At 71.5% G+C, this 24,704-nt stretch carries 22 protein-coding genes; 8 read left to right on the top strand and 14 right to left on the bottom strand.

Annotated elements, in window-relative coordinates:
- Window positions 1-63: 63 nt before the first annotated feature.
- The gene (locus OG538_RS06985; RefSeq protein ID WP_406091218.1) at window positions 64-1,749 is read right to left on the bottom strand and encodes a hypothetical protein; all 1,686 of its coding nucleotides are present in this window, start codon (window positions 1,747-1,749) and stop codon (window positions 64-66) included.
- Between the two features lie 255 nt (window positions 1,750-2,004).
- Here OG538_RS06985 and OG538_RS06980 point away from each other — a divergent pair, with 255 nt between their 5' ends.
- The gene (locus tag OG538_RS06980; protein WP_406091216.1) at window positions 2,005-3,303 is read left to right on the top strand and encodes a phosphodiester glycosidase family protein; all 1,299 of its coding nucleotides are present in this window, start codon (window positions 2,005-2,007) and stop codon (window positions 3,301-3,303) included.
- A gap of 72 nt (window positions 3,304-3,375) precedes the next feature.
- Here the strand turns inward: OG538_RS06980 and OG538_RS06975 are convergent, their stop codons facing one another.
- The 5 genes from OG538_RS06975 to OG538_RS06955 form a co-directional block, all read right to left on the bottom strand.
- A complete protein-coding gene (locus tag OG538_RS06975; RefSeq protein ID WP_406091214.1) occupies window positions 3,376-5,508 on the bottom strand; it encodes a 3-hydroxyacyl-CoA dehydrogenase NAD-binding domain-containing protein in 2,133 nt (710 codons plus the stop codon).
- Window positions 5,505-6,725 (bottom strand): thiolase family protein, encoded by a 1,221-nt coding sequence (locus tag OG538_RS06970; protein WP_406091212.1) that lies wholly within the window; start codon window positions 6,723-6,725, stop codon window positions 5,505-5,507. Before OG538_RS06970 ends, OG538_RS06975 begins: the two co-directional genes overlap by 4 nt.
- 245 nt (window positions 6,726-6,970) lie before the next feature.
- On the bottom strand, window positions 6,971-8,245 hold the full coding sequence (locus OG538_RS06965; RefSeq protein WP_406091211.1) for a ribonuclease D: 1,275 nt from the start codon (window positions 8,243-8,245) through the stop codon (window positions 6,971-6,973).
- Window positions 8,246-8,370: 125 nt separating this feature from the next.
- Window positions 8,371-9,033 (bottom strand): response regulator transcription factor, encoded by a 663-nt coding sequence (locus OG538_RS06960; protein WP_093899280.1) that lies wholly within the window; start codon window positions 9,031-9,033, stop codon window positions 8,371-8,373.
- A 376-nt stretch (window positions 9,034-9,409) separates the two neighbouring features.
- Window positions 9,410-10,069 (bottom strand): DUF3000 domain-containing protein, encoded by a 660-nt coding sequence (locus OG538_RS06955; protein WP_406091209.1) that lies wholly within the window; start codon window positions 10,067-10,069, stop codon window positions 9,410-9,412.
- A 92-nt stretch (window positions 10,070-10,161) separates the two neighbouring features.
- Between OG538_RS06955 and hemE the strand changes: the two genes are divergently transcribed.
- Window positions 10,162-11,235 (top strand): uroporphyrinogen decarboxylase, encoded by a 1,074-nt coding sequence (gene hemE, locus OG538_RS06950; RefSeq protein ID WP_406091207.1) that lies wholly within the window; start codon window positions 10,162-10,164, stop codon window positions 11,233-11,235.
- Window positions 11,236-11,260: 25 nt separating this feature from the next.
- Here hemE and OG538_RS06945 read toward each other — a convergent pair whose 3' ends face one another.
- Together OG538_RS06945 and OG538_RS06940 are read right to left on the bottom strand one after the other, a co-directional pair.
- A complete protein-coding gene (locus OG538_RS06945) occupies window positions 11,261-12,643 on the bottom strand; it encodes an FAD-dependent oxidoreductase (RefSeq protein WP_406091205.1) in 1,383 nt (460 codons plus the stop codon).
- 85 nt (window positions 12,644-12,728) lie between these two features.
- Complete coding sequence (locus OG538_RS06940; RefSeq protein ID WP_406091203.1) at window positions 12,729-13,697, bottom strand: DUF4349 domain-containing protein; 969 nt, start codon at window positions 13,695-13,697, stop codon at window positions 12,729-12,731.
- Between the two features lie 127 nt (window positions 13,698-13,824).
- Here OG538_RS06940 and hemG point away from each other — a divergent pair, with 127 nt between their 5' ends.
- Both hemG and hemQ read left to right on the top strand, forming a co-directional pair.
- Window positions 13,825-15,321, top strand: coding sequence for a protoporphyrinogen oxidase (gene hemG / locus OG538_RS06935; protein WP_406091201.1), 1,497 nt, complete (start codon window positions 13,825-13,827; stop codon window positions 15,319-15,321).
- 4 nt (window positions 15,322-15,325) lie between these two features.
- Window positions 15,326-16,060 carry a hydrogen peroxide-dependent heme synthase gene (gene hemQ, locus OG538_RS06930; RefSeq protein WP_406091199.1) on the top strand — a complete coding sequence of 245 codons (735 nt, stop codon included), beginning with the start codon at window positions 15,326-15,328 and terminating at the stop codon, window positions 16,058-16,060.
- Window positions 16,061-16,194: 134 nt separating this feature from the next.
- Here hemQ and OG538_RS06925 read toward each other — a convergent pair whose 3' ends face one another.
- The 5 genes from OG538_RS06925 to OG538_RS06905 all read right to left on the bottom strand — a co-directional run bounded on the left by OG538_RS06925 (window position 16,195) and on the right by OG538_RS06905 (window position 21,218).
- Window positions 16,195-16,998, bottom strand: a complete 804-nt coding sequence (locus OG538_RS06925) for a TIGR04222 domain-containing membrane protein (RefSeq protein ID WP_406091197.1) — start codon at window positions 16,996-16,998, stop codon at window positions 16,195-16,197.
- A 64-nt stretch (window positions 16,999-17,062) separates the two neighbouring features.
- Complete coding sequence (locus tag OG538_RS06920) at window positions 17,063-18,103, bottom strand: TIGR04222 domain-containing membrane protein (RefSeq protein WP_406091195.1); 1,041 nt, start codon at window positions 18,101-18,103, stop codon at window positions 17,063-17,065.
- Window positions 18,104-18,108: 5 nt separating this feature from the next.
- Window positions 18,109-19,413, bottom strand: coding sequence for a DUF692 domain-containing protein (locus tag OG538_RS06915; RefSeq protein WP_406091193.1), 1,305 nt, complete (start codon window positions 19,411-19,413; stop codon window positions 18,109-18,111).
- A gap of 126 nt (window positions 19,414-19,539) precedes the next feature.
- Window positions 19,540-20,277: a DUF4142 domain-containing protein gene (locus OG538_RS06910; protein WP_406091191.1), complete on the bottom strand. Its 738-nt coding sequence runs from the start codon at window positions 20,275-20,277 to the stop codon at window positions 19,540-19,542.
- Window positions 20,278-20,471: 194 nt separating this feature from the next.
- Window positions 20,472-21,218: a peptidyl-tRNA hydrolase gene (locus tag OG538_RS06905; protein ID WP_406091189.1), complete on the bottom strand. Its 747-nt coding sequence runs from the start codon at window positions 21,216-21,218 to the stop codon at window positions 20,472-20,474.
- 71 nt (window positions 21,219-21,289) lie between these two features.
- On the opposite strand from OG538_RS06905, the gene OG538_RS06900 reads away from it, so the two are divergent.
- The 4 genes from OG538_RS06900 to OG538_RS06885 are packed head-to-tail and all read left to right on the top strand — an operon-like array spanning window position 21,290 to window position 23,721.
- Window positions 21,290-21,967 carry an AIM24 family protein gene (locus tag OG538_RS06900; RefSeq protein ID WP_362548154.1) on the top strand — a complete coding sequence of 226 codons (678 nt, stop codon included), beginning with the start codon at window positions 21,290-21,292 and terminating at the stop codon, window positions 21,965-21,967.
- Between the two features lie 59 nt (window positions 21,968-22,026).
- Complete coding sequence (locus OG538_RS06895; protein WP_406100019.1) at window positions 22,027-22,836, top strand: ATP-binding cassette domain-containing protein; 810 nt, start codon at window positions 22,027-22,029, stop codon at window positions 22,834-22,836.
- Window positions 22,833-23,510, top strand: a complete 678-nt coding sequence (locus OG538_RS06890; protein ID WP_406091187.1) for an ABC transporter — start codon at window positions 22,833-22,835, stop codon at window positions 23,508-23,510. Before OG538_RS06895 ends, OG538_RS06890 begins: the two co-directional genes overlap by 4 nt.
- A 10-nt stretch (window positions 23,511-23,520) precedes the next feature.
- Window positions 23,521-23,721 (top strand): hypothetical protein, encoded by a 201-nt coding sequence (locus OG538_RS06885; protein ID WP_406091185.1) that lies wholly within the window; start codon window positions 23,521-23,523, stop codon window positions 23,719-23,721.
- 20 nt (window positions 23,722-23,741) lie between these two features.
- Here the strand turns inward: OG538_RS06885 and OG538_RS06880 are convergent, their stop codons facing one another.
- A complete protein-coding gene (locus OG538_RS06880) occupies window positions 23,742-24,431 on the bottom strand; it encodes a polysaccharide deacetylase family protein (RefSeq protein WP_406091183.1) in 690 nt (229 codons plus the stop codon).
- Between the last annotated feature and the right edge of the window lie 273 nt (window positions 24,432-24,704).

Genomic DNA, 24,704 nt, shown 5'->3' with positions numbered 1-24,704 from the left:
CGCGGGGAGGATCCGCGGATTGCGGTGCCGGGCACCGTGCCGCGGAATTCATCGTCCCCGCCCTCACTCCAGCGTGATACTTCCCGCTGATGCCGAGAACAGTGACCCACCCGTGCTCAACGAGATGCAGACCTCGTACACACCCGCTGCTGCCCGCTGCAGGTCGACCCCGTTGTAACCGGAGGTGGCGAAGTAGGCGAAGTCATAACTGCTGAAATCGCCCCGCCTCACGTGCTTCCGGATCGCAGCCGTCTTGCGTGACATTCCGAGCCGGTAGGAGTACGTGGCATCACCGCCCTGAAGTACCAGATAGTACTGCCCGTGCCCCCGCTCGCCGGCTTCGACGCCGTGGACGAAGAAGACGCCCTCCACATGAAGGGTCCGCTCCCTCAGCCAGGTCGTCTCCAACGAGAACGCGGTCTCTGCCGAGAACTGGCCGACGATGGGCCGTCGGATGAGGCGGACCTGCTTTCCGTCTCCGATCAGAGCCGCCTCGTTGCCGCCTATGGGCCGCCTGATGTCGAAGGGGCGACGAGCCACAAGGGGGGTGCGCCTGTCTATTCCCTCGGTCCGGCTTGTCACCCTGACGGAGAGATCGTAGACCCCGACCGGGATTCCCTTCATCGAGATCCCCGAAGGTGTCTCCGGTTCGAATCCTCCGTAGGGGTAGTCGCAGGCGAACCGGTCGAAGTACTGGCTGTAGAGATATTTAGCCTCCGTCGTGGCCAGTGGGAATTCGAACTGGCGGCTGCCGCTTTCCATGACGAGACTCTTCGTCGTCATGGGGAGGGAGTGCGGCGTCTCTCCGGGGATGAAGGCATCGCCGGACAGCAGGATGTTCGCCCCGCGTATGTCCTGCTTCTTCACGACGGCCGTCAACGCGTCGGATGCGCGCTGCTCGTGCAGGTATGACTGCCGCTCAACTTCGTTGACCTGCCAGTTTCCGTTCTCCAGGAACCCCAGGCGTGGATCGGCCCCCTCCGTGAGGGCCGACAGGAGCCCTGCGATGAGCGGCATGTTGTAGCCGGAGACCTCGCCGTGCTGACGAACCATGGGGGAGTCGGTGCGAATGAAGTTGAAGTTCTCGCAGGCCCAGAAGAGCTGCAGGTGCGGATCGATTTCCGTCTCGTACTGCTCATCCGCCTCGGATGAGAACAGATAGATGTTGTGCCCCTGCCCGCCACGCGCCTTCAGCATTTCAGGTACGGCACCGTCCAGCAGGTCGACGTTCTGCTGCGGCATCAGTTCGCCCAGCATGTACTGACCGGTCACCGGCCGGTCGCGCACATAGCTGCCGATCAAGAATTGCGGTACGACGGTCACGATGTTTCGGTATCCGTAGCGCAGGCCGTAGTAGAGGGCCGCACTGCCGCCCTTCGAAACGCCTAGGAGACTGACCTGGTTCCGGCCGAGACCGAGACGGGCGAGCGTGCGCTCGATGATTGCGGACACCGAGGCTTCGATTCCGAAATCCATGTCCCGGCACATGTAATAGCTGTAGTGGCCGTCGAAATCATCCCGAATCCACAGGATATTGGCTCGCAGCTCCATGAGCGATTTACCGGCGAAGTGATATCCGTTGGGTGCCCCGAGCCCGGAGAAGACCACGATCAGATGGCGTGCGTCCCCCTCTGCCGGGCGGAATCGGTACTCCACAGGGAATGCGCCCGCCGTGTCCTTCTCGGTGACCACTCGGCGCCGGTCGACGGCCGCAAGATTCGGGACGAGAGGAGGAAGTGCTGTAGTCATCGAGATACGCTGCCTGCTCTTGTGTGATTCCGGACACGGCCCCCCGGCGGAAGCCGTCCGAGTCTATCCGGCCGTCGCTCCGCAAGTCGACCCCGAATTAATCAAGAAGGCTGAGCCGGTTCATCAACGGGGATCTCCCGGGCGGTCGGTGGTGTTGATAGCATCCGCACCGTCATATGGCTGATATCGACGGTGAATCCCCGAGCCGTGCCCGGACTCAGACTGTCCGTCGTCCGGGGGCAGGGGAGTGGCGGCATGAACAGACGGTGGCGGGCTCGCACGACGGCGGTATCCCTCGCACTGCTGGTCGCGGCGTGTACCGCCCGGGCCGGGGCCGGTCCGGGCGGCGGGGACGGGCAGCCGCCCAGCCCGGCCCCGGGTGCCTCGCGCCCGGCAGCCGCACTGCCGGAGGGCGTCTCGTTCCAGCAGTCGGTTCACACACTGGAGGACGGCAGCCCGGTCCGGATCAGCGTGTTGACCGTACGTCAGGACGCCCGTGCCGACGTCGAGGCAGGCGACGGCGGCAGCGTGCAGGGGACCGACACCGTGCGCGACATCGCCCGCCGGGCCCAGGCGGTTGCCGCGGTGAACGGCACCTTCTTCGACATGGACTCCGCGCGCTACGCGGGCGATCCGCTCGGACTCTACGTCTCGCACGGCGCGCTGCTGAGCGAGGCGGCGGGCCGGCGCACCGCGCTGGTCCTGGGCCCGGGGCGGCGCCCCCGTATCACCGAGCTGGGTTCCTCGACGCACGTCATCTCGTCCGACGGTGCTCGCGCCGGCGTGGACGGAACCAACCGGGTGCCGGGCCGGATCGTCGGCTGCGGAGGAGTGGGCGGCGACCGGCTCGCCGACACCGGTGTACGGACGGTGGCGCCGCTTCCCGGACGTGTCTGTTTCGACCCGGACGAGCTCGTCGAGTTCTCCGCCCGGTGGGGTGGGCCGACCCCGAGCGCGGACCGCGGCAGTGTCGAGGCGGTGCTCGACGCCCGTGCCGCGGTGACAGCGTTGAGAAGCCCCGCCGGGGGCCCGGTCCCGCGAGGCGGGCGGGCACTGGTGGGCATCGGTTCCGGAGCGTCCTGGCTCCGCGAGCACGCGGCCGGGGGGCGCACCCTCACCGTGTCGTCCCGTGTGACGGCCCCCGGCGGACAGGAGGTGGACCTCACCGGTGCCTCTGTCCTCGGAGCGGGCCCGGCGCTCGTCCGGGCCGGCCGGACCTGGATCAACGCGGCCGCCAACGGGGTCTCCCCAGGAGCCGTGCGCACCCGTTCCCCCCGTACCGTCGCCGGGATCCGGGCGGACGGCACCCTTCTGCTCGTCGTGTTCGACGGCCGCCGCCCGGGCGTCAGCGAGGGCGTGAGTCTCACCGAGGCGGCCAGGATCATGGTCTCGCTGGGAGCCGTGGACGCCATGAACCTCGACGGCGGCGGATCGAGCACGATGGTGGTGCGGGACAAGGTCCGCAACAGTCCCTCGGACCCGGGGAAGACGGACGACGCCCGGCAGCGCAAGGTCTCCAACGCCCTCGTGGTCGTCCCGCGGCAGGGTTCCTGAACCACCCGTGACATGCGGACGGGCCGTACCGGAACAACCCGGTACGGCCCGTCCGCGTATCAGCGAAGCGTGTTACGCCGGAACGCTCGCCACGCCCTGAGCCAGGAACTTCTTGCCGTTGACCCGCTCGGAGACGCCCTCGCGGTCCAGGTACGGCGTGATGCCGCCCAGGTGGAAGGGCCAGCCCGCGCCGGTGATCAGGCAGAGGTCGATGTCCTGGGCCTCGGCGACGACGCCCTCGTCCAGCATCAGGCCGATCTCCTGCGCCACCGCGTCCAGGACGCGGTCGCGGACCTGCTCCTCGGACAGGACGGAGTCGCCCTGCTTCAGGAGTGCCGCGACCTCCGGGTCCAGCTCCGGCTTGCCGGAGTCGTACACGTAGAAGCCGCGCTTGCCGGCCTTGACGACCGCGGCCAGGTTCTCGGAGACGGTGAAGCGCTCCGGGAAGGCGCGGTTCAGGGTCTCGGAGACGTGCAGGCCGATGGCCGGGCCGACGAGCTCCAGGAGTACCAGCGGGGACATCGGCAGGCCGAGCGGCTCGATGGCCTTCTCCGCGACCTCCACCGGGGTGCCCTCGTCGATGACGTTCTGGATCTCGCCCATGAAGCGGGTGAGGATGCGGTTGACGACGAACGCCGGGGCGTCCTTCACCAGGACCGCGGTCTTCTTCAGCTTGCGGGCGACACCGAAGGCCGTCGCCAGCGAGGCGTCGTCGGTCTGCTCGCCGCGGACGATCTCCAGCAGCGGGAGGATCGCGACCGGGTTGAAGAAGTGGAAGCCGACGACCCGCTCGGGGTTCTTCAGCTTCGACGCCATCTCGGTGACCGAGAGGGACGAGGTGTTGGTGGCGAGGATCGCGTGCGCCGGAGCGACCGCCTCGACCTCCGCGAACACCTGCTGCTTGACGCCGATCTCCTCGAAGACGGCCTCGATGATGAAGTCGGCGTCGGAGAAGCCCTCCGCCTTGTCCAGCACACCGGAGACCAGGGCCTTCAGGCGGTTGGCCTTGTCCTGGTTGATGCGGCCCTTGCCGAGCAGCTTCTCGATCTCGGCGTGGACGTACCCCACACCCTTGTCGACGCGTGCCTGGTCGATGTCGGTCAGGACGACCGGCACTTCGAGGCGGCGCAGGAACAGCAGGGCGAGCTGCGAGGCCATCAGGCCCGCACCCACCACGCCGACCTTGGTGACCGGGCGGGCCAGGGCCTTGTCCGGGGCACCGGCCGGGCGCTTGGCGCGCTTCTGGACGAGGTTGAAGGAGTAGATCCCGGAGCGCAGCTCGCCGCCCATGATCAGGTCCGCCAGGGCCTGGTCCTCACGGTCGAAGCCGGCGCCCAGGTCGCCGTCCTTGGCCGCGGCGATGATGTCCAGCGCGCGGTACGCGGCCGGAGCGGCGCCGTGCACCTTGGAGTCGGCGATGGCCTTGCCGCGGGCGACTGCCTGGTCCCAGGCGTCACCGCGGTCGACCTCGGGGCGCTCGACCGTGACCGTGCCGTTCAGCACGTTCGCCGTCCAGATCAGCGACTGCTCCAGGAAGTCCGCACCCTCGAAGAGGGCGTCGGCGATCCCGAGCTCGAAGACCTGCTTGCCCTTGAGCTGACGGTTCTGGTTCAGCGAGTTCTCGATGATCACCGAGACGGCGCGGTCGGCGCCGATCAGGTTGGGAAGCAGCGCGCAGCCGCCCCAGCCGGGGACCAGACCGAGGAAGACCTCGGGCAGCGAGAAGGCGGGCAGGGCCTTGGAGACCGTGCGGTACGAGCAGTGCAGACCGACCTCGACGCCGCCGCCCATGGCCGCGCCGTTGTAGAACGCGAAGGTCGGGACCGCGAGACCGGAGAGGCGACGGAAGACGTCGTGGCCGCCCTTGCCGATGGCGAGCGCGTCCTTGTGCTCCTTCAGGAGCTCGACGCCCTTGAGGTCGGCGCCGACCGCGAAGATGAACGGCTTGCCGGTGATGCCGATGCCGGTGATCGCACCCTCGGCGGCCTCCTTCTCGACCTGGTCGATGGCGGCGTTCAGGTTCGCCAGCGACTGCGGTCCGAAGGTGGTCGGCTTGGTGTGGTCCAGGCCGTTGTCCAGCGTGATGAGGGCGAAACGACCCGCACCGGCCGGAAGGTCCAGGTGGCGTACGTGCGCCTGGGTGACGACCTCGCCGGGGAACAGCTCGGCCGCACCCTTCAGAAGCTCAGTGGTGGTCGTGCTCACTTGTTGCCTCCGTCGAAGTGCGGGTTCTCCCAGACGACCGTCGCGCCCATGCCGAAGCCGACGCACATCGTGGTCAGGCCGTAGCGGACCTCGGGCTGCTCCTCGAACTGACGGGCCAGCTGGGTCATCAGCCGGACACCGGAGGAGGCCAGCGGGTGGCCGTACGCGATCGCGCCGCCGTACTGGTTCACGCGGGCGTCGTCGTCGGCGATGCCGTAGTGCTCCAGGAACGCGAGCACCTGCACGGCGAACGCCTCGTTGATCTCGAAGAGACCGATGTCCGAGATGGACAGGCCGGCCTTCGACAGGGCCTTCTCCGTGGCCGGGATCGGGCCGTAACCCATGACCTCCGGCTCGACGCCCGCGAAGGCGTAGGAGACCAGACGCATCTTGACCGGGAGACCCAGCTCGCGGGCCACGTCCTCGGCGGCGAGCAGCGAGGCGGTGGCGCCGTCGTTGAGGCCCGCGGCGTTGCCGGCGGTCACGCGGCCGTGAGCGCGGAACGGGGTCTTCAGACCGGCCAGGGACTCCATGGTGGTGCCCGGGCGCATCGGCTCGTCGGCGGTGACCAGGCCCCAGCCCGTCTCACCGGCCTCCGGGTTGGTGCGGCGCACGGAGACCGGCACCAGGTCCTGCTGGATCTTGCCGTTGGCGTACGCCTTGGCGGCCTTCTCCTGCGAACGCACCGCGTACTCGTCGGCGCGCTGCTTGGTGATCGTGGGGTACCGGTCGTGCAGGTTCTCCGCGGTCATGCCCATGAACAGGGCGGACTCGTCGACCAGCTTCTCCGATACGAAGCGCGGGTTCGGGTCCACGCCCTCGCCCATCGGGTGGCGGCCCATGTGCTCGACGCCACCGGCGACGACGACGTCGTACGCGCCGAAGGCGATGGAGCCGGCCGTCGAGGTGACGGCGGTCAGTGCGCCCGCACACATGCGGTCGATGGAGTAACCGGGTACCGACTGCGGCAGCCCGGCCAGGATTCCGGCAGTGCGGCCGAGCGTGAGGCCCTGGTCACCGATCTGCGTGGTCGCGGCGATGGCGACCTCGTCGATCAACGCGGGGTCCAGGTCCGGGTTGCGGCGCAGCAGCTCCCGGATGGCCTTCACGACGAGATCGTCGGCGCGGGTCTCGTGGTAGATGCCCTTCGGGCCCGCTTTGCCGAACGGGGTGCGGACGCCGTCGACGAAGACGACGTCCCGGATGGTACGAGGCACGGTGGCTCTCCTCCAGGGTGCGGGATGGCACTGCTGCGGGGCACGCCCGGGAGCGTGCCGCCACCCTCATGCTACTTGCGGGTAACCGGACTGCCCACCCCTTGTGGCGGGAGCGGCGAAGGTCACATCCGCAAAATGGCCCGGGCGGCCCCATGAGGGGCCGCCCGGGCCATGGAAGGAGAGGACGCCCGCGGCGCAGCGGGCCGCGCCAACCTGGCGTGAATACGCCCCTGTGCGATGCGTTCTCAGGCCTCCGAAGCGAGCGCGCGCATCAGGATGGGGGCCACCTGTTCGATCTGCCAGCGCCGCGCGCCGTAACCGGAGAGCGCGTCCTCGATCGCGTCCGGGGTGAGCTTCTTGGGCGGTTCCCAGCACACCCGGCGCACGGTGTCGGGGGTGATGACGTTCTCCTGCGGCATGTGCAGCCGCTCCGCGAGCTCGGACACGGCTGTGCGGGCGGCCGACAACCGGGCCGCGGCGGCCGGGTCCTTGTCCGCCCAGGCGCGCGGCGGCGGCGGTCCGGCCAAGGGCTGGCCGGGCTGCGGGAGCTCCGAGTCGGGCAGCTCCTTCGCCCGGTCCACGGCGGCCTGCCACTGCTCCAGCTGGCGCCGGCCCATGCGGTGGCCGAAGCCGGGCAGCGCGGTCAGCGCGTGGGCGTTCGGCGGGAGCGCGAGCGCGGCCTCCACGATCGCGGCGTCGCCGAGCACCTTGCCGGGGGAGATGTCGCGGCGCTGGGCGATCTGGTCACGCATGGTCCACAGTTCCCGGACCACCGCCATCTGCCTGCGGCGCCGGACCTTGTGCATGCCGGAGGTGCGGCGCCACGGGTCCTGGCGCGGGGGCGCGGGGGGCGCCGAGGCGATGGCGGAGAACTCCTCCTGCGCCCATTCCAGCTTGCCCTGCCGGTCGAGCTCCTGCTCCAGGGCGTTGCGCAGGTCGATCAGCAGCTCGACGTCGAGTGCGGCGTAGCGCAGCCAGGGTTCGGGCAGCGGGCGGGTGGACCAGTCGACGGCCGAGTGGCCCTTCTCCAGCGAATAGCCGAGCACGCTCTCCACCATCGCGCCGAGGCCGACCCGCGGGAACCCGGCCAGCCGCCCGGCCAGCTCGGTGTCGAAGAGCCCGGTCGGCGTCATCCCTATCTCGCGCAGACAGGGCAGGTCCTGGGTCGCCGCGTGCAGGATCCACTCGCTGCCGCGCAGCGCCTCGCCCAGGCCGGACAGATCGGGGCAGCCCACCGGGTCGACGAGTGCGCTGCCCGCGCCGTCACGGCGCAGCTGAACCAGGTAGGCGCGCTGCCCGTACCGGTAGCCGGAGGCGCGCTCGGCATCCACCGCCACCGGGCCGGAGCCCGCGGCGAAGGCCGCGATCACCCCGGCCAGGGCATCGTCGGAGGCCACCACCGGTGGAATGCCCTCGCGAGGTTCGAGCAAGGGGATCGGCGCCGGGGCGACGTCGTCCGGGGGGGCGCCCCCGGTGGTTCGCAGTGAAGTGTCTGCTGCGGTCTCTTGGGCGTCGGTCACGTGTCAAGGGTATCTGTGTATGTACGGCGCCCGTCGACGGAATGATCCGCCGGCGGGCGCCGATGCATGTAAACCAGCCGGTTCCGCATCTCTGCACACCGGCGGGGGTGCGTATTCGTCGGGGATCAGTGGATGATGCCCGTCCGCAGGGCGACGGCGACCATGCCTGCACGGTCTCCGGTGCCGAGCTTGCGGGCGATTCGGGCGAGGTGGCTCTTGACGGTGAGGGCGGACAGCCCCATGGAGACGCCGATTGCCTTGTTGGACTGCCCTTCGGCGACGAGCCGCAGGACCTCCACCTCGCGGCCGGACAGTTCGCGGTAGCCGCCCGGGTGGCTCGGGGTGCCGGGGGGACGGCGGTGCATACGGGCGGCGGTGGCGCCGATGGGAGCGACGCCGGGACGGGTGGGGTGGCCGATGTTGGTACGGGTGCCGGTGACGACGTAGCCCTTCACGCCGCCCGCGAGGGCGTTGCGCACGGCGCCGATGTCATCGGCGGCGGAGAGGGCGAGGCCGTTCGGCCAGCCGGCGGCTCGGGTTTCGGACAGCAGGGTCAGCCCGGAACCGTCGGGCAGGTGGACGTCGGCTACGCAGATGTCGCGCGGGTTGCCGACGCGGGGGCGGGCCTCCGCGATGGACGACGCCTCGATGACGTCACGTACTCCGAGTGCCCACAGATGGCGGGTGACGGTGGAACGGACGCGCGGGTCGGCCACGACGACCATGGCCGTCGGCTTGTTCGGGCGGTAGGCGACCAGGCTTGCGGGCTGCTCGAGGAGAACGGACACCAGGCCTCCTGGGGAGTGGCGGGACGGGCCGGCTCGGGGATGAAGCCGGGGCGAACCGTGCTTGAAGGGTCATTGACTCCTTCGGCAGCAGACCCCTGCTCCTTTAGAGGAAGATCACGATTTGGTGAGTAACAATTCGGGCAAATAGGACGCGCGATCGATTGTACGAAAAGAGAGCCGGTGACTGTACGAAGTTTCGTGACACAGCGTCACGACCCAGGGTGACGGGGACGGCCTGTGAAACCTGCGGCGTCAGAGGCGGCCCACACACCCGGGGTGGCGGAGCAGGCCTGCGAAACCCAAAGGCGGCGGAGCAGGCCTGCGAAACCGGGGGAGGCGGAGCAGGCCTGCGAAACCCGGGGTGGCGGAAACGACCCTACGAAACCTGCGGTCCACGCCGCTGCGGCAGCGTCACCACCGCCGCGTCCACCGGCTCCGACGGCGGCAGGCCGGCGATCTGGCACAGCAGATCGCCCCACGCCATCAGATGCGCCGCCGTGTCAGGCACGCCGCCGCGCCCCTCGCGCGGTGTCCAGGAGGCCCGGATCTCGATCTGCGTCGCCGGGCGCCGCGTCGCCAGCTGGCCGAAGTAGTGCGAACCCGCCCGGGTCACCGTGCCGCCCGCCTCCCCGTAGGACAGGCCGCGCGCCTCCAGCGCACCGGTCAGCCATGACCAGCACACCTCCGGCAGCAAGGGATCGGAGGCCATCTCCGGCTCCAGTTCCGCGCGCACCAGCGTGACCAGCCGGAAATTGCCCTGCCAGGCCTCGTGCCCGGCAGGGTCGTGGAGCAGGACGAGCCGCCCGTCGGCAAGATCGTCCTCGCCGTCCACGACGGCCGCCTCCAGCGCGTAGGCGTACGGGGCCAGGCGCTTCGGTGGCCGTGTCGGCTCCACCTCCAGCTCGGGCCGCAGGCGCGCCGAGCGCAGCGCGTCCACCGCCGAACGGAACGCGGGCGGGACGGAATCACCCTCCGCACTGTCCGTGCCGTCAGCACCATCGGATTGATCGGAGAAGTGTCCCTGCGCCGAAGCCATGCCGGGAAGAGTAGGCGGAACCGGAGCCGCGCGCGCGGAAGGACACCCGTGCGGGGCAGGGCTCCTTCCGTGCGCGTGCGAAGATTCTGTGTGTGAGCGCCATTGACCGCCCCTCGGGCCACCAGACGAAGACCCCAGCCACCCACGAGTCGGCGTTCCTGAAGGCGTGCCGGCGCGAGCCCGTGCCGCACACGCCGGTCTGGTTCATGCGCCAGGCGGGGCGCTCGCTGCCCGAGTACCTGAAGGTGCGCGAAGGCATCCCGATGCTCGACTCCTGCATGATGCCGGAGCTCGTCGCCGAGATCACGATGCAGCCCGTGCGCCGCCACAAGGTCGACGCCGCGGTGTACTACAGCGACATCGTCGTCCCCCTCAAGGCGATCGGCATCGACCTCGACATCAAGCCCGGCGTCGGACCGGTGATCGCCGAGCCGATCCGCACCCGTGCCGACCTGGCCCGGCTGCGCGACCTCACCCCCGAGGACGTCTCGTACGTCACCGAGGCCATCGGTCTGCTCACCGCCGAGCTGGGGTCCACCCCGCTGATCGGGTTCGCGGGCGCACCGTTCACCCTCGCGAGCTACCTCGTGGAGGGCGGCCCGTCCCGCAACCACGAGCACACCAAGGCCCTGATGTACGGCGACCCGGAGCTCTGGGCCGATCTGATCGACCGCCTCGCCGAGATCACCGGCGCCTTCCTCAAGGTCCAGATCGAGGCCGGCGCCTCCGCGGTGCAGCTGTTCGACTCCTGGGTGGGCGCCCTGGCCCCCGCCGACTACCGCCGCTCCGTTCTGCCCGCCTCGGCGAAGGTGTTCGACGCTGTCGCGTCGTACGGTGTTCCGCGCATCCACTTCGGCGTCGGCACCGGTGAGCTGCTCGGCCTCATGGGCGAGGCCGGCGCGGATGTCGTCGGCGTCGACTGGCGGGTCCCGATGGACGAGGCAGCGCGTCGCGTCGGCCCCGGCAAGGCGCTCCAGGGCAACCTCGACCCCGCCGTGCTGTTCGCCCCGACCGCCGTCGTGGAGGCCAAGACCCAGGAGGTGCTGGACGCGGCCGCCGGCCTGGAGGGCCACATCTTCAACCTGGGCCACGGGGTGATGCCGTCGATGGCCCCGGACGCGCTGACACGCCTGGTCGAATACGTCCACACCAGCACCGCCCGCTGACAGAGGCCCGGAAGGCGGGCGCCGCTCAGGCGGTGCCCGCCTTCCGGAGCACCCCCACCGTCTTGCGGGCCGCGACCAGGACCGGGTCCCACACGGGTGAGAACGGCGGCGCGTAGCCCAGGTCCAGGGCCGTCATCTGCTCGACCGTCATCCCGGCGGTGAGCGCCACCGCCGCCACGTCCACCCGCTTCGCCGCCCCCTCGCGGCCCACGATCTGCACGCCCAGCAGCCGTCCCGTGCGGTACTCCGCGAGCATCTTCACGGTCATGGGCCGCGCCCCCGGGTAGTAGCCCGCCCGGCCCGTCGACTCGATCGTCGCGGTGACGAAGCGCAGGCCCACCGCACGGGCATCCTTCTCGCGCAGACCCGTGCGGGCGATCTCCAGGTCGCAGACCTTGCTCACCGCCGTACCGACCACGCCCGGGAACGTTCCGTAACCGCCGCCGACGTTGGCCCCGATGATCTGGCCGTGCTTGTTGGCGTGCGTGCCCAGCGCGATGTGGCGGGTGCGCCCCGCCACCAGGTCGAGGACCTCGACGCAGTCGCCGCCCGCCCAGATGTTGTCGTGGCCCACGACCCGCATCGACAGATCGGTGAGCAGGCCGCCGTGCGGACCCACCGGCAGCCCGACGGCGCGGGCCAGCGTCGTCTCCGGCTCGACGCCGATGCCGAGCACCACGACGTCCGCCGGGTAGCTCGCGCCGGCCGTCTCCACGGCGCTCACCCGGCCGTCGGCACCCGTACGGATCGCGGTGACCCCGGCCCCGTTCACGGTCGTGATGCCCAGCCCGTCCATCGCGTCGTGGACCAGGCGTCCCATGTCGGGGTCGAGCGTCGCCATCGGCTGCTCGCCGCGGTTGAGCACGGTCACCGCGAAGCCGCGCTTCAGCATCGCCTCGGCCATCTCGACGCCGATGTAGCCCGCGCCCACGACGACCGCGCGGTGGCCCTTCGCCCGGTCCAGCGTGTCGAGCAGGGCCTGCCCGTCGTCCAGGGTCTGCACGCCGTGCACCCCGGCCGCCTCCATACCGGGCAGCGCGGGCCGTACGGGACGGGCTCCCGTCGCGATCACCAGTTTGTCGAAGCCCGTCCAGGAGGTCTCGCCCGATTCCCGGTCCAGGGAGCGCACCCGCTGCCCCGCGACATCGATCTCCGTCACCTCCGTGCGCATCCGCAGGTCGATGTCGCGGGCCCGGTGCTCCTCGGGGGTCCGCGCGATCAGGTCGTCCCGCTGCCCGACGTCACCGCCGACCCAGTACGGGATGCCGCAGGCCGAGTACGAGGTGAAGTGACCGCGCTCGAAGGCGGTGATGCTCAGCTCGTCCGGGCCCTTGAGCCGGCGTGCCTGGGATGCGGCGGACATGCCCGCCGCGTCACCGCCGATGACCACCAGTCGTTCCGCCGCCATGCCAGGTCCCTTCGACGCCACTGCGAAAAGGCCCACGCTACGGCGCGGCGGACCCCGGGGGCGCGGCGGCGCCCCCGGGCGGCCCTCACGTGCCGGCCGGCGGCTGCGTCCCCTCCCTCCCGCTCCGGTGGCGGCGCAGCAGCCGCCACAGGACCAGCAGGGCGGCCGCGACGGCCAGGAACGGCGCCGTGGCGCCCACCGCCATGGCGAGCCACCGCAGCATCGTCAGGAAGGCGTGCCAGCCGCCGCTCAGCGCGTCCAGGAAGCCCGGGTCCTCGTCCTTCTCGGGCACCGCCTCCGGTTCCATGAGGTCGAGCGTGATCGTGGCCAGCGCCGTGCGGTCCTTCAGCGAGGCCTGCTGGGCGAGCAGGGACTCCAACGAGGCCTGACGACTGCTCAGTTCACCTTCCAGCGTGACGACATCGACCAGTCTGTCGGCCCGGTCCATCAGCTTGCGCACCCGCGCCACACTGGAGCGCTGGGTGGCGATCCGGCTCTCCACGTCGACGACCTGGTCGGTGACGTCCTTGGCGGTCGACGTGCGGGAGAGGAGCTTTCCCGCCCCCGAGAGCTCCCGCAGCACACCGTCGTACTCGCCCTGCGGAACGCGCAGCACGAGGTGCGAGGAGTCGTGCGTGTCGTCCACCTGCTCGGTGGACTCGCCGGCGACCAGCCCGCCCGCGTTCTGCGCGACGGTGCGGGCGGTGGCGGCCGCCTTGGCGGCGCTCTTCACCTCGACGGACAGCGAGGCGGTACGGATGACGTGCGTGGCGGTCGCCGGATTCGGCTTCTTCGGCGTCCCCGACTTCGAAGCCCCCTCCTCGGCGCCGCTCTCCTTGGCGCCCGCGGCCGCCTCCCCGGCGGCGGCGTCCGCCTTGTTCTGCGCACCGTCGCGCTCGTCGGCGGAAAGGGCGCGCTGATCGGAAGTGGAGTCGTCGGCACCGGCGCCGCAGCCGCTCAGCGCGAGGACTGCGGTGAGCAGCCCGGCGGCGAGAGCCGTGCGCGAGCGGCGGGCCGTGCGTCTGCCGGTACGGGTAGTGGGCGCTGACTGCATAACTGTCCCCCCAGGACGGGTGATTACTGGCTCCGGTTCGACGTCCGAGGCGGGGGTCCGGGTTTCGGAACGCCGGTTTCGAAGCGGTCACGGTCAGGACTCGGAAGAGGTTTGAGAGAGTGGGGGCATGCAGCGTTCACCACACCGCGCGGACAGGGTCCCCGGCCACGTCGTCGTCATCGGCGGCGGCATCGCCGGACTCGCGGCCGCCCACCGGCTCCTCGGCACCGGTCTGAGGGTCACCCTCCTGGAGGCCACCGGCCGCCTCGGCGGCAAGCTCATGACCGGTGAGGTCGCGGGCGTGCAGGTCGACCTCGGCGCAGAGTCGACGCTCGCCCGCCGGCCCGAGACGGTCGCCCTGGCCCGTGCCGTGGGCCTCGGCGACCGGCTCCAGCCGCCCGCCACCGCCAACGCCTCGCTGTGGACGCGCGACGCGCTGCGCCCCATGCCCAAGGGCCACGTGATGGGCGTACCCGGCGACCCGTCGGTTCTCGGTGACGTTCTCTCGGCCGAGGGCCTCGCGCGCATCGCGCAGGAACGCGACCTGACCTCGAGCGCCGTGGGTGAGGACGTGGCCGTCGGCGCGTACGTGGCCGACCGGCTCGGCCGCGAGGTCGTCGACCGGCTGGTCGAGCCGCTCCTGGGCGGGGTGTACGCGGGGGACGCCTACCGGATCTCGATGCGGGCCGCCGTACCGCAGCTCTTCGAGGTCGCCCGGCAGGGAGGCTCCCTGCTCGACGGGGTCACCCGGATCCAGGAGCAGGCCGCCGCCCGGCAGCAGAGCGGGCCGGTCTTCCAGGGGATCGACGGGGGCCTCGGCACCCTGCCCGGCGCCGTGGCCGACGCCGTACGTGCCGGGGGCGGCGAGATCCTCACCGAGACCCCCGTGCTGGGCCTGACCCGCAACGCCGACGGCTGGACCGTACGCACCGACACCCGGGTGATCACCGCCGACGGCATCGTCCTCGCCACCCCCGCCTGGTCCGCCTCCACCCTGCTCGCCGCCGAGTCCCCGGCCGCCTCCGCGGAGCTCGCGGGCGTCGAGTACGCGTCGATGGCCCTGGTCACCATGGCCTTCCGGCGCTCCGACGTGACGGGCTCCAAGGCCTTCGACGGCCGCTCCGGCTTCCTGGTGCCCCCGGTCGACGGCCACACCATCAAGGCCGCCACCTTCTCCACCCACAAGTGGCAGTGGGTCTCCGACGCGGCACCGGACCTGTTCGTCCTGCGGACCTCGGTGGGCCGCTACGGCGAGGAGGACCATCTGCACCGTGAGGACGGCGAACTCGTCGACGTGTCGCTGAGCGACCTCGCCGCAGCGACCGGACTGGCCGCGAAGCCCGTAGCCAGTGGGGTCACCCGGTGGATCGGCGGACTGCCCCAGTACCCCGTGGGCCATCTCGGCCGCGTCGCCCGGATCCGCGACGAGGTCGCCAAACTGCCCGCGCTGCGCGTCTGCGGAGCGGTCTACGACGGGGTCGGCATCCCTGCCTGCATCGCGAGTGCCCAGCGCGCCGCGGACGAGATCGTCCGGGACATGTCGGGGGAGGACCGCGCGAGCACGGGAGAGATCATCGCCACTTCGACCCTGGTTCAGGGCACACGGAGCGAGGCGGGACAATAGCCGTATGAGTGCTCCTGAGACTGTGACATCAAGCAAGGCCCCCAACGCCGGCAAGAAGGCGAAGGACCTCAACGACGTCGTCCGCTACACACTGTGGTCCGTCTTCAAGCTTCGCGACGTGCTGCCCGCGGACACCGACCGCGCGGCGTACTCCGGTGAGGTGCAGGAGCTGTTCGACCAGCTCGAGGCCAAGGACATCACCGTGCGCGGCACCTACGACGTCTCCGGCCTGCGCGCCGATGCGGACGTCATGATCTGGTGGCACGCCGAGACGTCGGACGCCCTGCAGGAGGCGTACAACCTCTTCCGGCGCACCCGGCTGGGCAAGAGCCTCGACCCGGTCTGGTCGAACATGGCGCTGCACCGCCCCGCCGAGTTCAACAAGTCGCACGTCCCGGCGTTCCTCGCCGACGAGACGCCGCGCGACTACATCAGCGTGTACCCCTTCGTGCGCTCCTACGACTGGTACCTGCTGCCGGACGAGGACCGCCGCCGCATGCTCGCCGACCACGGCAAGATGGCCCGTGGCTACCCGGACGTGCGCGCCAACACCGTCGCCTCCTTCTCCCTCGGCGACTACGAATGGGTGCTGGCCTTCGAGGCCGACGAGCTGTACCGCATCGTCGACCTCATGCGTCACCTGCGGGCCTCCGAGGCGCGGATGCACGTCCGCGAAGAGGTCCCCTTCTTCACCGGCCGGCGCAAGTCGGTCGCAGACCTGGTGGCCGGGCTCGCGTAGCGAGCGGGTTCCGATCACCCCAACCCGGAAGATCAGACGGCGGAACCCGCGGCACACCGTGCCGCCCGCCGTTCCAGCGACACCGGGTTCGGCTCACGGTGCGGCGTGCTTCCAGCGCGCCGCACCGGTGTCATTTACGGGGTGCTCCGTGCGCCGTGGCCGAGCGCGGCCCGCAGCGCCGGGTCGGCCACCGCGCGCACGCCCCGCACGGCGACCGCCAGCAGGACATCGCCCTGGCGGCTGCCCGCGGACGCCGAGCGTGCGTCCAGCAGTCGCTGCCCGGCGGGGGAGGCCCAGGACCCGTACGGGTGCACCTCCATCCTGGCGATGGCCAGACAGCCCAGGGTCAGCACGAAGGGCAGCCCGAACCAGATCAGCACCGGCACCCCCGAGCCGGCCGGACTCTCCTCCCTTCCGGGCGTGAGGAGCGCGGCGGCGCCCATCGCGGCCACCAGCACCGCCGCCCCGCGCACAGCCCGCACCGCCGACACGATGTCCCTCGCGGCCCCGCCCGGCAGCGCCAGGCCCGCGGCGACGAGCCGGTCGGCCACGGCGCGCACGGCATCGGCGGTGGCCGCCGCCGAGCGGACGGACGGTATGGGCGACTGGCCCTGCGGGCCGATGGCACGGATCACCGTGCGTTCCACCTCGTCGTGGCCGTCAGGATCGACCACCGTCGCCCAACCGGTGTGCGCGAGCAGCAGCCGACGGCGCAGATGCATGGTGACGAGCGCCAGATCGGCGACCCGGTGCGGGCCGCCGGCCAGGAACGCGGTCTCGTACAGCGTGAGTTCGGGACCCTTGGTCGCGCGCCGGGCCTCCCGTGCTTCTCGCGACGAGCCCTGCGGCGGGGCCAGGCGGGCCGCCGCGAGGCAGAGCCGGACACAGGAGACGGCCGCCGCACCCCATGCGACCAGCAGGAACAGAACCCAGAGCATGTCGGATTTCTATGCGAGACGGGCCCTGGGCGCCAGGGGATTTCATGATGCGGACGGCGGCCGCTCAGGAACTGCTGCCGCAACTGGAACCGGAACTGCAACTGGAACCGGAACTGCAACTCGAACCGGAACTGCAACTCGTACCCGAGCTGCAGCTCGATCCGGAACCGCAGCCGGCTCCCGAACCGCAACTGGACCCTGAACCGCAGCCACTGCCGCCGCCTCCGCCCCCGCCGCTGCTTCCGGCGGAGCCGCCGCAGCCGCCGTCGCCGGGGCTCGACCCGGCGCACCACACCGTCGGCACGAGCAGCAGCCCCGAGGAGTCGGAAGAGTGGTGCGAGGGCGAGGGCGCTCCCGTCGGCCGCATCCGTGCCGCCGTGACGAGATGCGCCCGCAGGCCCGGGTCGGTGAGCGCCCGCGGTCCGGCCGTCGCCACCAGGTGGGCAGCTCCCGTCCCGTACGCGTGGGCGGTACGGAACTCCGCCGCGGCCCTGCGGCCCGCCCCGGTGATCCGGGCGCGGGCGCTGCCCGCGACCACCAGCCCGATGACGGTGCCGACGAGCAGTGCGGGGAGCACCGTGATGACGAACGGCGTCGGCGTCTCCCCGAGGCTGTCGGACGAGACGAACTCGGCGATCGTCAGGGCGAAGGAGACCGGCAGGCCGAGCAGACAGGCCAGCCCCTGCGTCAGGCCCCAGCGCCGCCACTTCCGGTTCGCCCCGGGGACGTTGAGCAGACCGCGCTCGGCCAGGCCGTCACCGAGCTCCTGCACGGCGGGGTGGCGCATCACCGCGTTCCGCAGCGTGTGCAGGGCGCCGCTCGGCGCCGCGGCCTGCTCCTGGAGCACGGCCCGCTCCACCGGGTCGTGGGCGACGGGCCGTTGGACCGCGATGATCCCGGGACCACCGATGACCAGCCGGCCGTCCTCCAGCATCGCGGCGAGCGCGGTGTCCACCACCCGGCCGGGCCCGCCGTTCAGGAACGCCACCTCGGACAGGTCGTGGACCACGCCGTCCAGCCCGCGGCGGGCGCGGCCGGACCCTGCGATCAGCAACGTCGAGGAGACCGCCACGGCGAGTGTCAGGACCAGGGCGAAGAGGGTCATCCCGGTCACCTTCCTACGAGTACGGAACGGGCCGCCCGGGCCAGCCGGGTGGTGCGGCGGGGCGGCAGCGGTGCCGCCCGGTCCTGCCACCAGTGGGTCAGCCGGCGGCGGGACGACGCGTCCGCGGGCCGGCCGGCGATGAGCAGGTGCTCGGCGAAGTCCAGGGCGTCACGCCGGTATCCGGCGGACATCGGACGGCTCCTGGCGTACGCGAGGAACGCGTCCCGGTAGCCGATACCCAGGATCTCCGGGAGTTCCGGGGCCACCTTGGCCACGACGTCGGCGCGCTTGGCGGCCAGGGCCCGGCTCTGGATGCCGATCCGGCGGTGATCGAAGCCCTCGGGGGCAGGGGTGCCCGCGACGAGGGCGGAGAGCAGCGAGGCCTGCGCGACCGCGACCCGGTCACGCCGGGCCTCCTCCGGCTCCCCGGCCCCCCGCGCCACGGGCTCGGCCCTCGGCGCGTGAGCCAGGGGCCGTCGCGAGTTGCTCCGCCCAGCGTCGAGCGTGGCCCGGATCGTGTCCAGTTCCCCCGCCAGCTCGGCGACGGGCGGGAAGTCGTCGTCGCGCTCCAGCAGGACCCCGGGCGGGGCGATGCGGGAGCGCAGCTCGGCGAGGACGTCGAGCACCGGGGCGGTGACCGGGTGGGCGTGCGTGTCGTGCCAGACGCCATCCTTCTCCACCCCGCCCGCCACGTGGACGTATGCGATGGCCTCCACGGGCAGCTCGTCGAGGGCCGTGGCGGGGTCCTCGCCCCGGTTCACGTGGTTCGTGTGCAGGTTGGCCACGTCGACGAGCAGTCGCACCCCCGTGCGTTCGACCAGCTCCGCCAGGAACTGCCCCTCGGTCAGCTCCTCGTCCGGCCAGGAGATCAGCGCCGCGATGTTCTCCAGCGCCAGCGGCACCGGCAGCGAGTCCTGTGCCACGCGCACGTTCTCGCACAACACGTCCAGCGCCGCCCACGTGCGCGGCACGGGCAGCAGGTGTCCCGCCTCCAGTGCCGGTGACCCGGTGCGCGCGCCGCCCGCCCGGACGAACGCGATGTGCTCGGTCACCAGGGGCGTCCCCAGCAGGGTGGCGCGGGCCGCCAGGCCGGCGAGCCTGCCGGGGTCGGGGCGGTCGGCCCCGCCGAGGCCGAGCGAGACGCCGTGCGGCACCACGGTGACACCGCGCTCCCTCAGCCGCACCAAGGAGGCGGGCAGATGGTCGGCGCAGAGGTTCTCCGCGACCGCTTCCACCCAGTCGATCCCCGGCAGTGCCTCCACCGCGTCGGCGATCTCCGGCCGCCAGCCGATCCCGATCCCCAGCTTCATGGTGTCCCCCTTCGCCACACTGTGCAGGGGTGATGGCCCCGCCGCACAGTGCTGAATCCGAAGAGGGGGACGTTCAGAGCATGATTTGAGGTTCCCGGCGCTCCGCCGGCCGGGTGCCGGGCCGGCTCAGGGCATCGGTGCCGTGGAGGGCCGCGAGGTGAACGACTGGTTCCCGGTCGGTTCCGCCGGGACCGGCTGCGGCAGGACCGAGCCCGTCGGTGCCACCGGAGGTCCGGTCGGGCTGGCCGTCGCCGCCCCCGCCGCCTCGCGGGCGAGGGCGTCGAAGTCGACGAAGCCCGTGCCCTCCAGCATGGTGATGTGGTCGAGCACGGTCACATTGGCGTCGCTGGCCAACTGCCGGATGAGCGAGTTGCGGGTGGTGTGCCGCACCTGGGCGATCAACGCGAAGACCTTGCCGTGCGAGTCCCGCAGCAGATTGGCGAACTTCCTCTCGTACTCCTGGCCGCTCGCCGCGGTCATCTCCCGCAGCCAGCCCTGCTGCTGCTCGGTCGGCTGGTTCGGCAGCTCCACACCCAGCTTGGCGGCCACGTCCCGGGACCTGCGGTCCAGATCCGTGTGCCCGACCACCAGATGGTCCCCGGCCGCCCTGATCGCCTCGGTAGGGGCCCGCTCGATCGCCTGCTGCCCGGCGGGCAGCTCCCAGAGCCCGGCCAGGCGCACCTTCACCAGGAAGTCCCGGTCGGTCGCGGAGAGCGGGCCCCACTGGGTCGCGGTGGTCGACGCGTCGAGATTGGCCTGACCGGTGCCGGAGCGGTCGGCGTACGACCAGACCGGGTAGGCGAGGGCGCCGAGCGTGGCGACGAGCGCCGCGATGATGAGGGCCGTTCCGTTGATGCGTCGCACAGAGGATTCTCCCGGGCCGAGGCGTGACGGCGTCCAAACCACCGCCTGTCGCAACGGCCGGTCCCTGACCGGCCGTTCAACGTACTGGGCAGTATGGCCAGTGCGGCGGTGTCAGGAGGTACGTATCGGCGGACCGGATCGTTCAAGGGGCCGGGAAGAATCCGCGGGCGGACCGGGTCCGCGGAACCCGCCCGTCAGCGGCGCAGAGCCGGATGGTCGGCGACCACCGTGCAGGAACCGGGGGCGATCTCGGTGAACCCCGCGTCCCGCACCACCGGCAGCCCGCTCACGGTGAGTTCTGGCCAGCGGGCCGCGTCCGCGGTGGCGACGGAGAGCGGGAAGCCCGCCTCGCGCCACGCCTTGCGCTCCGTCTCCGACAACTCCCACCAGGCGAGCTGGGCCCCGTGCCCGGCCTGCGCCATCTCCTTGCCCGCCGACATGCCGAGCCGCGGGTTCAGCCAGAGGACCGGGCCGGCGAGGTCGGGAGCGGCCGGTGGCTCGGGGTCATCCAGATCCGTCCCCGAGACCTGGAGCTTGGCGAGCTCCTTCGGCCAGCCGTCGAGCGGCACCGGCGGGTAGACCCGCACCTCGGCCTCGTCGCCCGTGACCGTGATCCCGGGCAGCGCGGAGGCCTTGCGCCACTCCGCGCCGCGCGCCCGCCGCACCACCTTCCGGATCCGGGCGTCCTGCCAGTCGCGCATCACCTGTGCCCACTCGCCCTCGCCCGTCGACCGCTCGTCGGAGAGCATCACCAGGACCGCCCGGGCGGCCGTGCGCAGTGCGTCGGTGCGGGCCGGGGGCTCCGCCTTCTCGATGTGCACGACCAGCGGGAGTACGTACTGAGGTGCTTCGTCCCGGTCCGTCCGCTCGGAACGGAAGGGACTGTCCGCAGGCAGGCCGGCGGGAACGGACGGGGACTCGGGGGTGTCGTTGCTGCTCACCCGTCCAGTCTGCCAGTCGCTCCGAAACCCCTTCTTGGCGGAACGAAACCCTCCGGGTGAGGATGCACCGCATGAAGAGCGATCTCTTTTCCAGTGAGCACATGGCACAGCAGGCAACCGCCCCCGGAATGACCCTGCAGAACGCCAAATCCATCAAGTACGCGGTCAACGGCGAGATGCACGCCCGCCAGGGATCGATGATCGCCTTCCGCGGCGACCTCCAGTTCGAACGCAAGGGGCAAGGTCTCGGCGGCATGCTCAAGCGGGCGGTCACCGGCGAAGGCCTGCCGCTGATGGCGGTGCGCGGCCAGGGCGAGGCGTGGTTCGCGCACGAGGCGGCCAACTGCTTCATCGTGGAGATGGAGCAGGGCGACGTCCTCACCATCAACGGCCGCAACGTCCTGTGTTTCGACGCCACGCTCGCGTACGAGATCAAGACCGTGAAGGGCGCCGGCATGACCGGCGGCGGGCTCTTCAACAGCGTCTTCACCGGCTACGGGAAGCTCGGCCTGATGTGCGAGGGGAATCCCATAGTGATCCCCGTCACGCCCCAGCAGCCGGTGTGTGTCGACACGGACGCGGTGGTCGGCTGGAGCGCCCATCTGAACACGTCGCTGCACCGCTCGCAGAGCGTCGGCTCCATGCTGCGCGGCGGCTCGGGTGAGGCCGTCCAACTGCGACTGGACGGTGAGGGGTTCGTGATCGTACGTCCCAGCGAGCTCAAGACCGAGAAGGCGTCGTCCAACTGAGCACCGACGTCCTGCGGCTGCGGGGAGTGGGCCGGCGGTACGGCCTCGCCGGTCCCTGGGTGCTGCGCGGGGTCGACCTCGGGCTGCCCGCGCGCTCCCTCGTCCGCGTCGAGGGGGCCAACGGCACCGGCAAGTCCACCCTGTTGCGTCTCCTCGCCGGGATCGACGCCCCCACCGAGGGCCGGATCACCGGCTGCCGGCCGCGTACGGCGTACGTCCCCGAGCGGTTCCCGGCGGCGCTGCCCTTCACCGCGGCCGGATATCTGGTCCACCTCGGCCGGATCCACGGACTGCGCCGGTCCGAGGCGGCCGGGCGGGCGGAGGAGTGGCTGACCCGCTTCGGAGCCGCGGAACACGCCCGCACCCCGCTCGCGGAGCTCTCCAAGGGCACCAGTCAGAAGGTTGCCGTCGCCCAGGCGCTCCTGGCCGAGCCGGAGTTGCTGGTACTGGACGAGGCCTGGACCGGCCTGGACGCCGCGGCGCGGGACGAACTGGACCGCGCCGTCGCCGACCGCGCCGCCGCCGGATCCACCGTCGTCTTCGTCGACCACGACGTCCGCCGCCTGGCGGGCGCGGTCGACACGGTCCTGCGCGTCGAGGGGACGGGGCTGGCGGAGGCGTCCCCCGCTCGGACCGGGAGGGAACCCGGCCCCCGGGTACGGATCGAGGTCACGGGCCCGCCCGGCGCCCCGCTCCCCGCCGGACTGCCCGGAGACCCCGAGCGGACCGCCGCCGGGGACGGAGCCCTGCGGCTGACCGTCGCGTCCGCGCATTCGGACGCCCTGCTGGCCGCACTGCTCTCGGCCCGCCCGCCCTGGCACATCCGGCACCTGTCGACCGCGCCCCGCAACCCCGACGAGGTGGCATGACCGCACTGATCCGCTACCAGGCCGCCCTCCTGCTGCGCTCCCAGCGCTGGCTCGCCCCCGTACTGCTGTACACGGCCTTCCTCGGCGTCGGCGTCCGCTCGGGGCAGCCCGTGCTGGACTCGCTCGGCTACACCGCGGCCGGGCTGCTCCCCGTCACCGCGTGGCTCGTGCAGGTCTGCGTGACCCAGGAACCGCCCGCCGCGCGGACCGTTGTCGCCGCGGCCGTGGGCGGGCAGCCGCGGGCCCACCTGTCGGCCCTGCTCGCCGCGCTGGGGTGTGCCGGTCTCCTGGGTACGGCCGCCACCGCGGTCGTGCTGTTGATCAGTGAGCCGGCCACCACGGACCACACCGTTGAGGTTCCACTGCTGCCCGCCGGGCTCGCCGGGCTGCTCGCCACCGCCTGTTGCGTCCTGCTGGGAGCGGCGGTCGGGGCGATGTGCACCCGGCCGTTGCTGCACCGGCGCGGCTGGTCCGTCGCGGCGACCGCGCTCGTGGCGCTGCTGGCCCTGGTGACCAGCGGATCGCCCGCGAAGTACGCGGTGACGGGTCTGGTCACCGGCTCGCTCACCGGAGCGGTCCACGTGCCCGTCCTCCCACTCTGCGGGGCGGCGGCCGTGGCGACCGCAGTCGCCGCGCTCGCCTGCAGGCTCACCTCGGTGCGGGACAGCCCTTAGGCTTGTACCCATGGACGAGCGCAGGGACGAGCCCGCGGACCAGGCCTACTGCGAGACGCCGGCCGCTTCCCCGGAGAAGGCTGCCGGACCTCCGTACGCCGAGTGCGTGCTGTGCCGGAAACCGACCGAGTACGCAGAGTCGGTCAAGGGCATCACGCTCTGCCCGGTCTGCGAATGGCAGGAGGCCCAGCGTACGGCCTGCTCCGGCTGACGCGCCCTGTTCCGGCCGGCTCAGCCGGACATCAGCTCCGACACCTTCACGAAGCGGTATCCACGCTTGCGCAGTTCCGGAACCACCTGGCGCACCGCCTCGTCCGTGACCGGTGCCGCACTGCGGGTGCAGTGCATGACGACCAGCGATCCGGGCTTCACCCCGTCCAGCACCTGCTGCGCCACCGCGTCCGCGTCCGTCGCGAACGCGTCACCGCTGACGACGTCCCACTGGACCGCGGTCACCTTCTCCGGCGCGAGCGCGCGCAGCGAGGCTTCGTCGTAGCAGCCGCCGGGGAAACGGAAGTACGGCACCACGTTGCGGGCGCCGGTCTTCCGGATCGCGCCGAAGGCCCGCTCCACCTCGCCGCGGATCGCGTCCGTCTCCACGGTCGGCAGCCCGTAGCAGGGCGAGGTGAAGGCGTAGTGGCTGTAGGAGTGGTTGGCGATCTCGAAGAGAGGGTCCGTGCCGATGGAGCGGGCCTGGGCGGGGTACTCCTCGGCCCACCGGCCGGTCATGAAGACCGTCGCGGGCACCCTCAGGCTGCGCAGCAGCGCGATCAGTTCCGGGTTGTCGAAGTGCTCACCGGCGGCCGCGCGCGGCCCCTCGTCGGCGGTCATGTCGGCGTCGAAGGTGAGCGCCACGACCTTGTCCGCGTGCTGGGACCCCCGCTGGAGGACCGGGGCGAGACCGGCGGGGCCGGGTGCCATGGTCGGCGGACCCTGTGCGGCCGGGGACGCGCTGGGCGGGGTGCGGGTTCCGGCCGATGCGGAGACCGTGGCCGCGGGCCGGATACTGCGAGACTCTGCCGAGCTCCCGCAGCCGACGAGCCCACCTCCGATTACCGCCCCCAAAACGGTCACACTTGTCAATTTCCGGGCAATTTTTGTCACTCCCGGAACGTAGCCGATCAATCGACAGGGACCCGCCCACGGCGCTCCTGTGCCGGGGAGCAGCCGGCGGATTCACTCGGTCGTCGATCA

It is taken from the genome of Streptomyces sp. NBC_01013, assembly GCF_045162765.1.
In the GTDB taxonomy this organism is placed as follows: Bacteria; Actinomycetota; Actinomycetes; order Streptomycetales; family Streptomycetaceae; genus Streptomyces.
Note: the sequence above shows the minus strand (reverse complement) of the source record. Positions and strands in the feature narration are given on the sequence as shown.

Coding starts and splice junctions, on each gene's coding strand:
- OG538_RS06985 (WP_406091218.1), bottom strand. CDS start 1,749: ATGACTACAGCACTTCCTCCTCTCGTCCCGAATCTTGCGGCCGTCGAC.
- OG538_RS06980 (WP_406091216.1), top strand. CDS start 2,005: ATGAACAGACGGTGGCGGGCTCGCACGACGGCGGTATCCCTCGCACTG.
- OG538_RS06955 (WP_406091209.1), bottom strand. CDS start 10,069: ATGGCTTCGGCGCAGGGACACTTCTCCGATCAATCCGATGGTGCTGAC.
- OG538_RS06945 (WP_406091205.1), bottom strand. CDS start 12,643: ATGGCGGCGGAACGACTGGTGGTCATCGGCGGTGACGCGGCGGGCATG.
- OG538_RS06940 (WP_406091203.1), bottom strand. CDS start 13,697: ATGCAGTCAGCGCCCACTACCCGTACCGGCAGACGCACGGCCCGCCGC.
- hemG (WP_406091201.1), top strand. CDS start 13,825: ATGCAGCGTTCACCACACCGCGCGGACAGGGTCCCCGGCCACGTCGTC.
- hemQ (WP_406091199.1), top strand. CDS start 15,326: ATGAGTGCTCCTGAGACTGTGACATCAAGCAAGGCCCCCAACGCCGGC.
- OG538_RS06925 (WP_406091197.1), bottom strand. CDS start 16,998: ATGCTCTGGGTTCTGTTCCTGCTGGTCGCATGGGGTGCGGCGGCCGTC.
- OG538_RS06920 (WP_406091195.1), bottom strand. CDS start 18,103: ATGACCCTCTTCGCCCTGGTCCTGACACTCGCCGTGGCGGTCTCCTCG.
- OG538_RS06915 (WP_406091193.1), bottom strand. CDS start 19,413: ATGAAGCTGGGGATCGGGATCGGCTGGCGGCCGGAGATCGCCGACGCG.
- OG538_RS06900 (WP_362548154.1), top strand. CDS start 21,290: ATGAAGAGCGATCTCTTTTCCAGTGAGCACATGGCACAGCAGGCAACC.
- OG538_RS06890 (WP_406091187.1), top strand. CDS start 22,833: ATGACCGCACTGATCCGCTACCAGGCCGCCCTCCTGCTGCGCTCCCAG.
- OG538_RS06885 (WP_406091185.1), top strand. CDS start 23,521: ATGGACGAGCGCAGGGACGAGCCCGCGGACCAGGCCTACTGCGAGACG.
- OG538_RS06880 (WP_406091183.1), bottom strand. CDS start 24,431: ATGGCACCCGGCCCCGCCGGTCTCGCCCCGGTCCTCCAGCGGGGGTCC.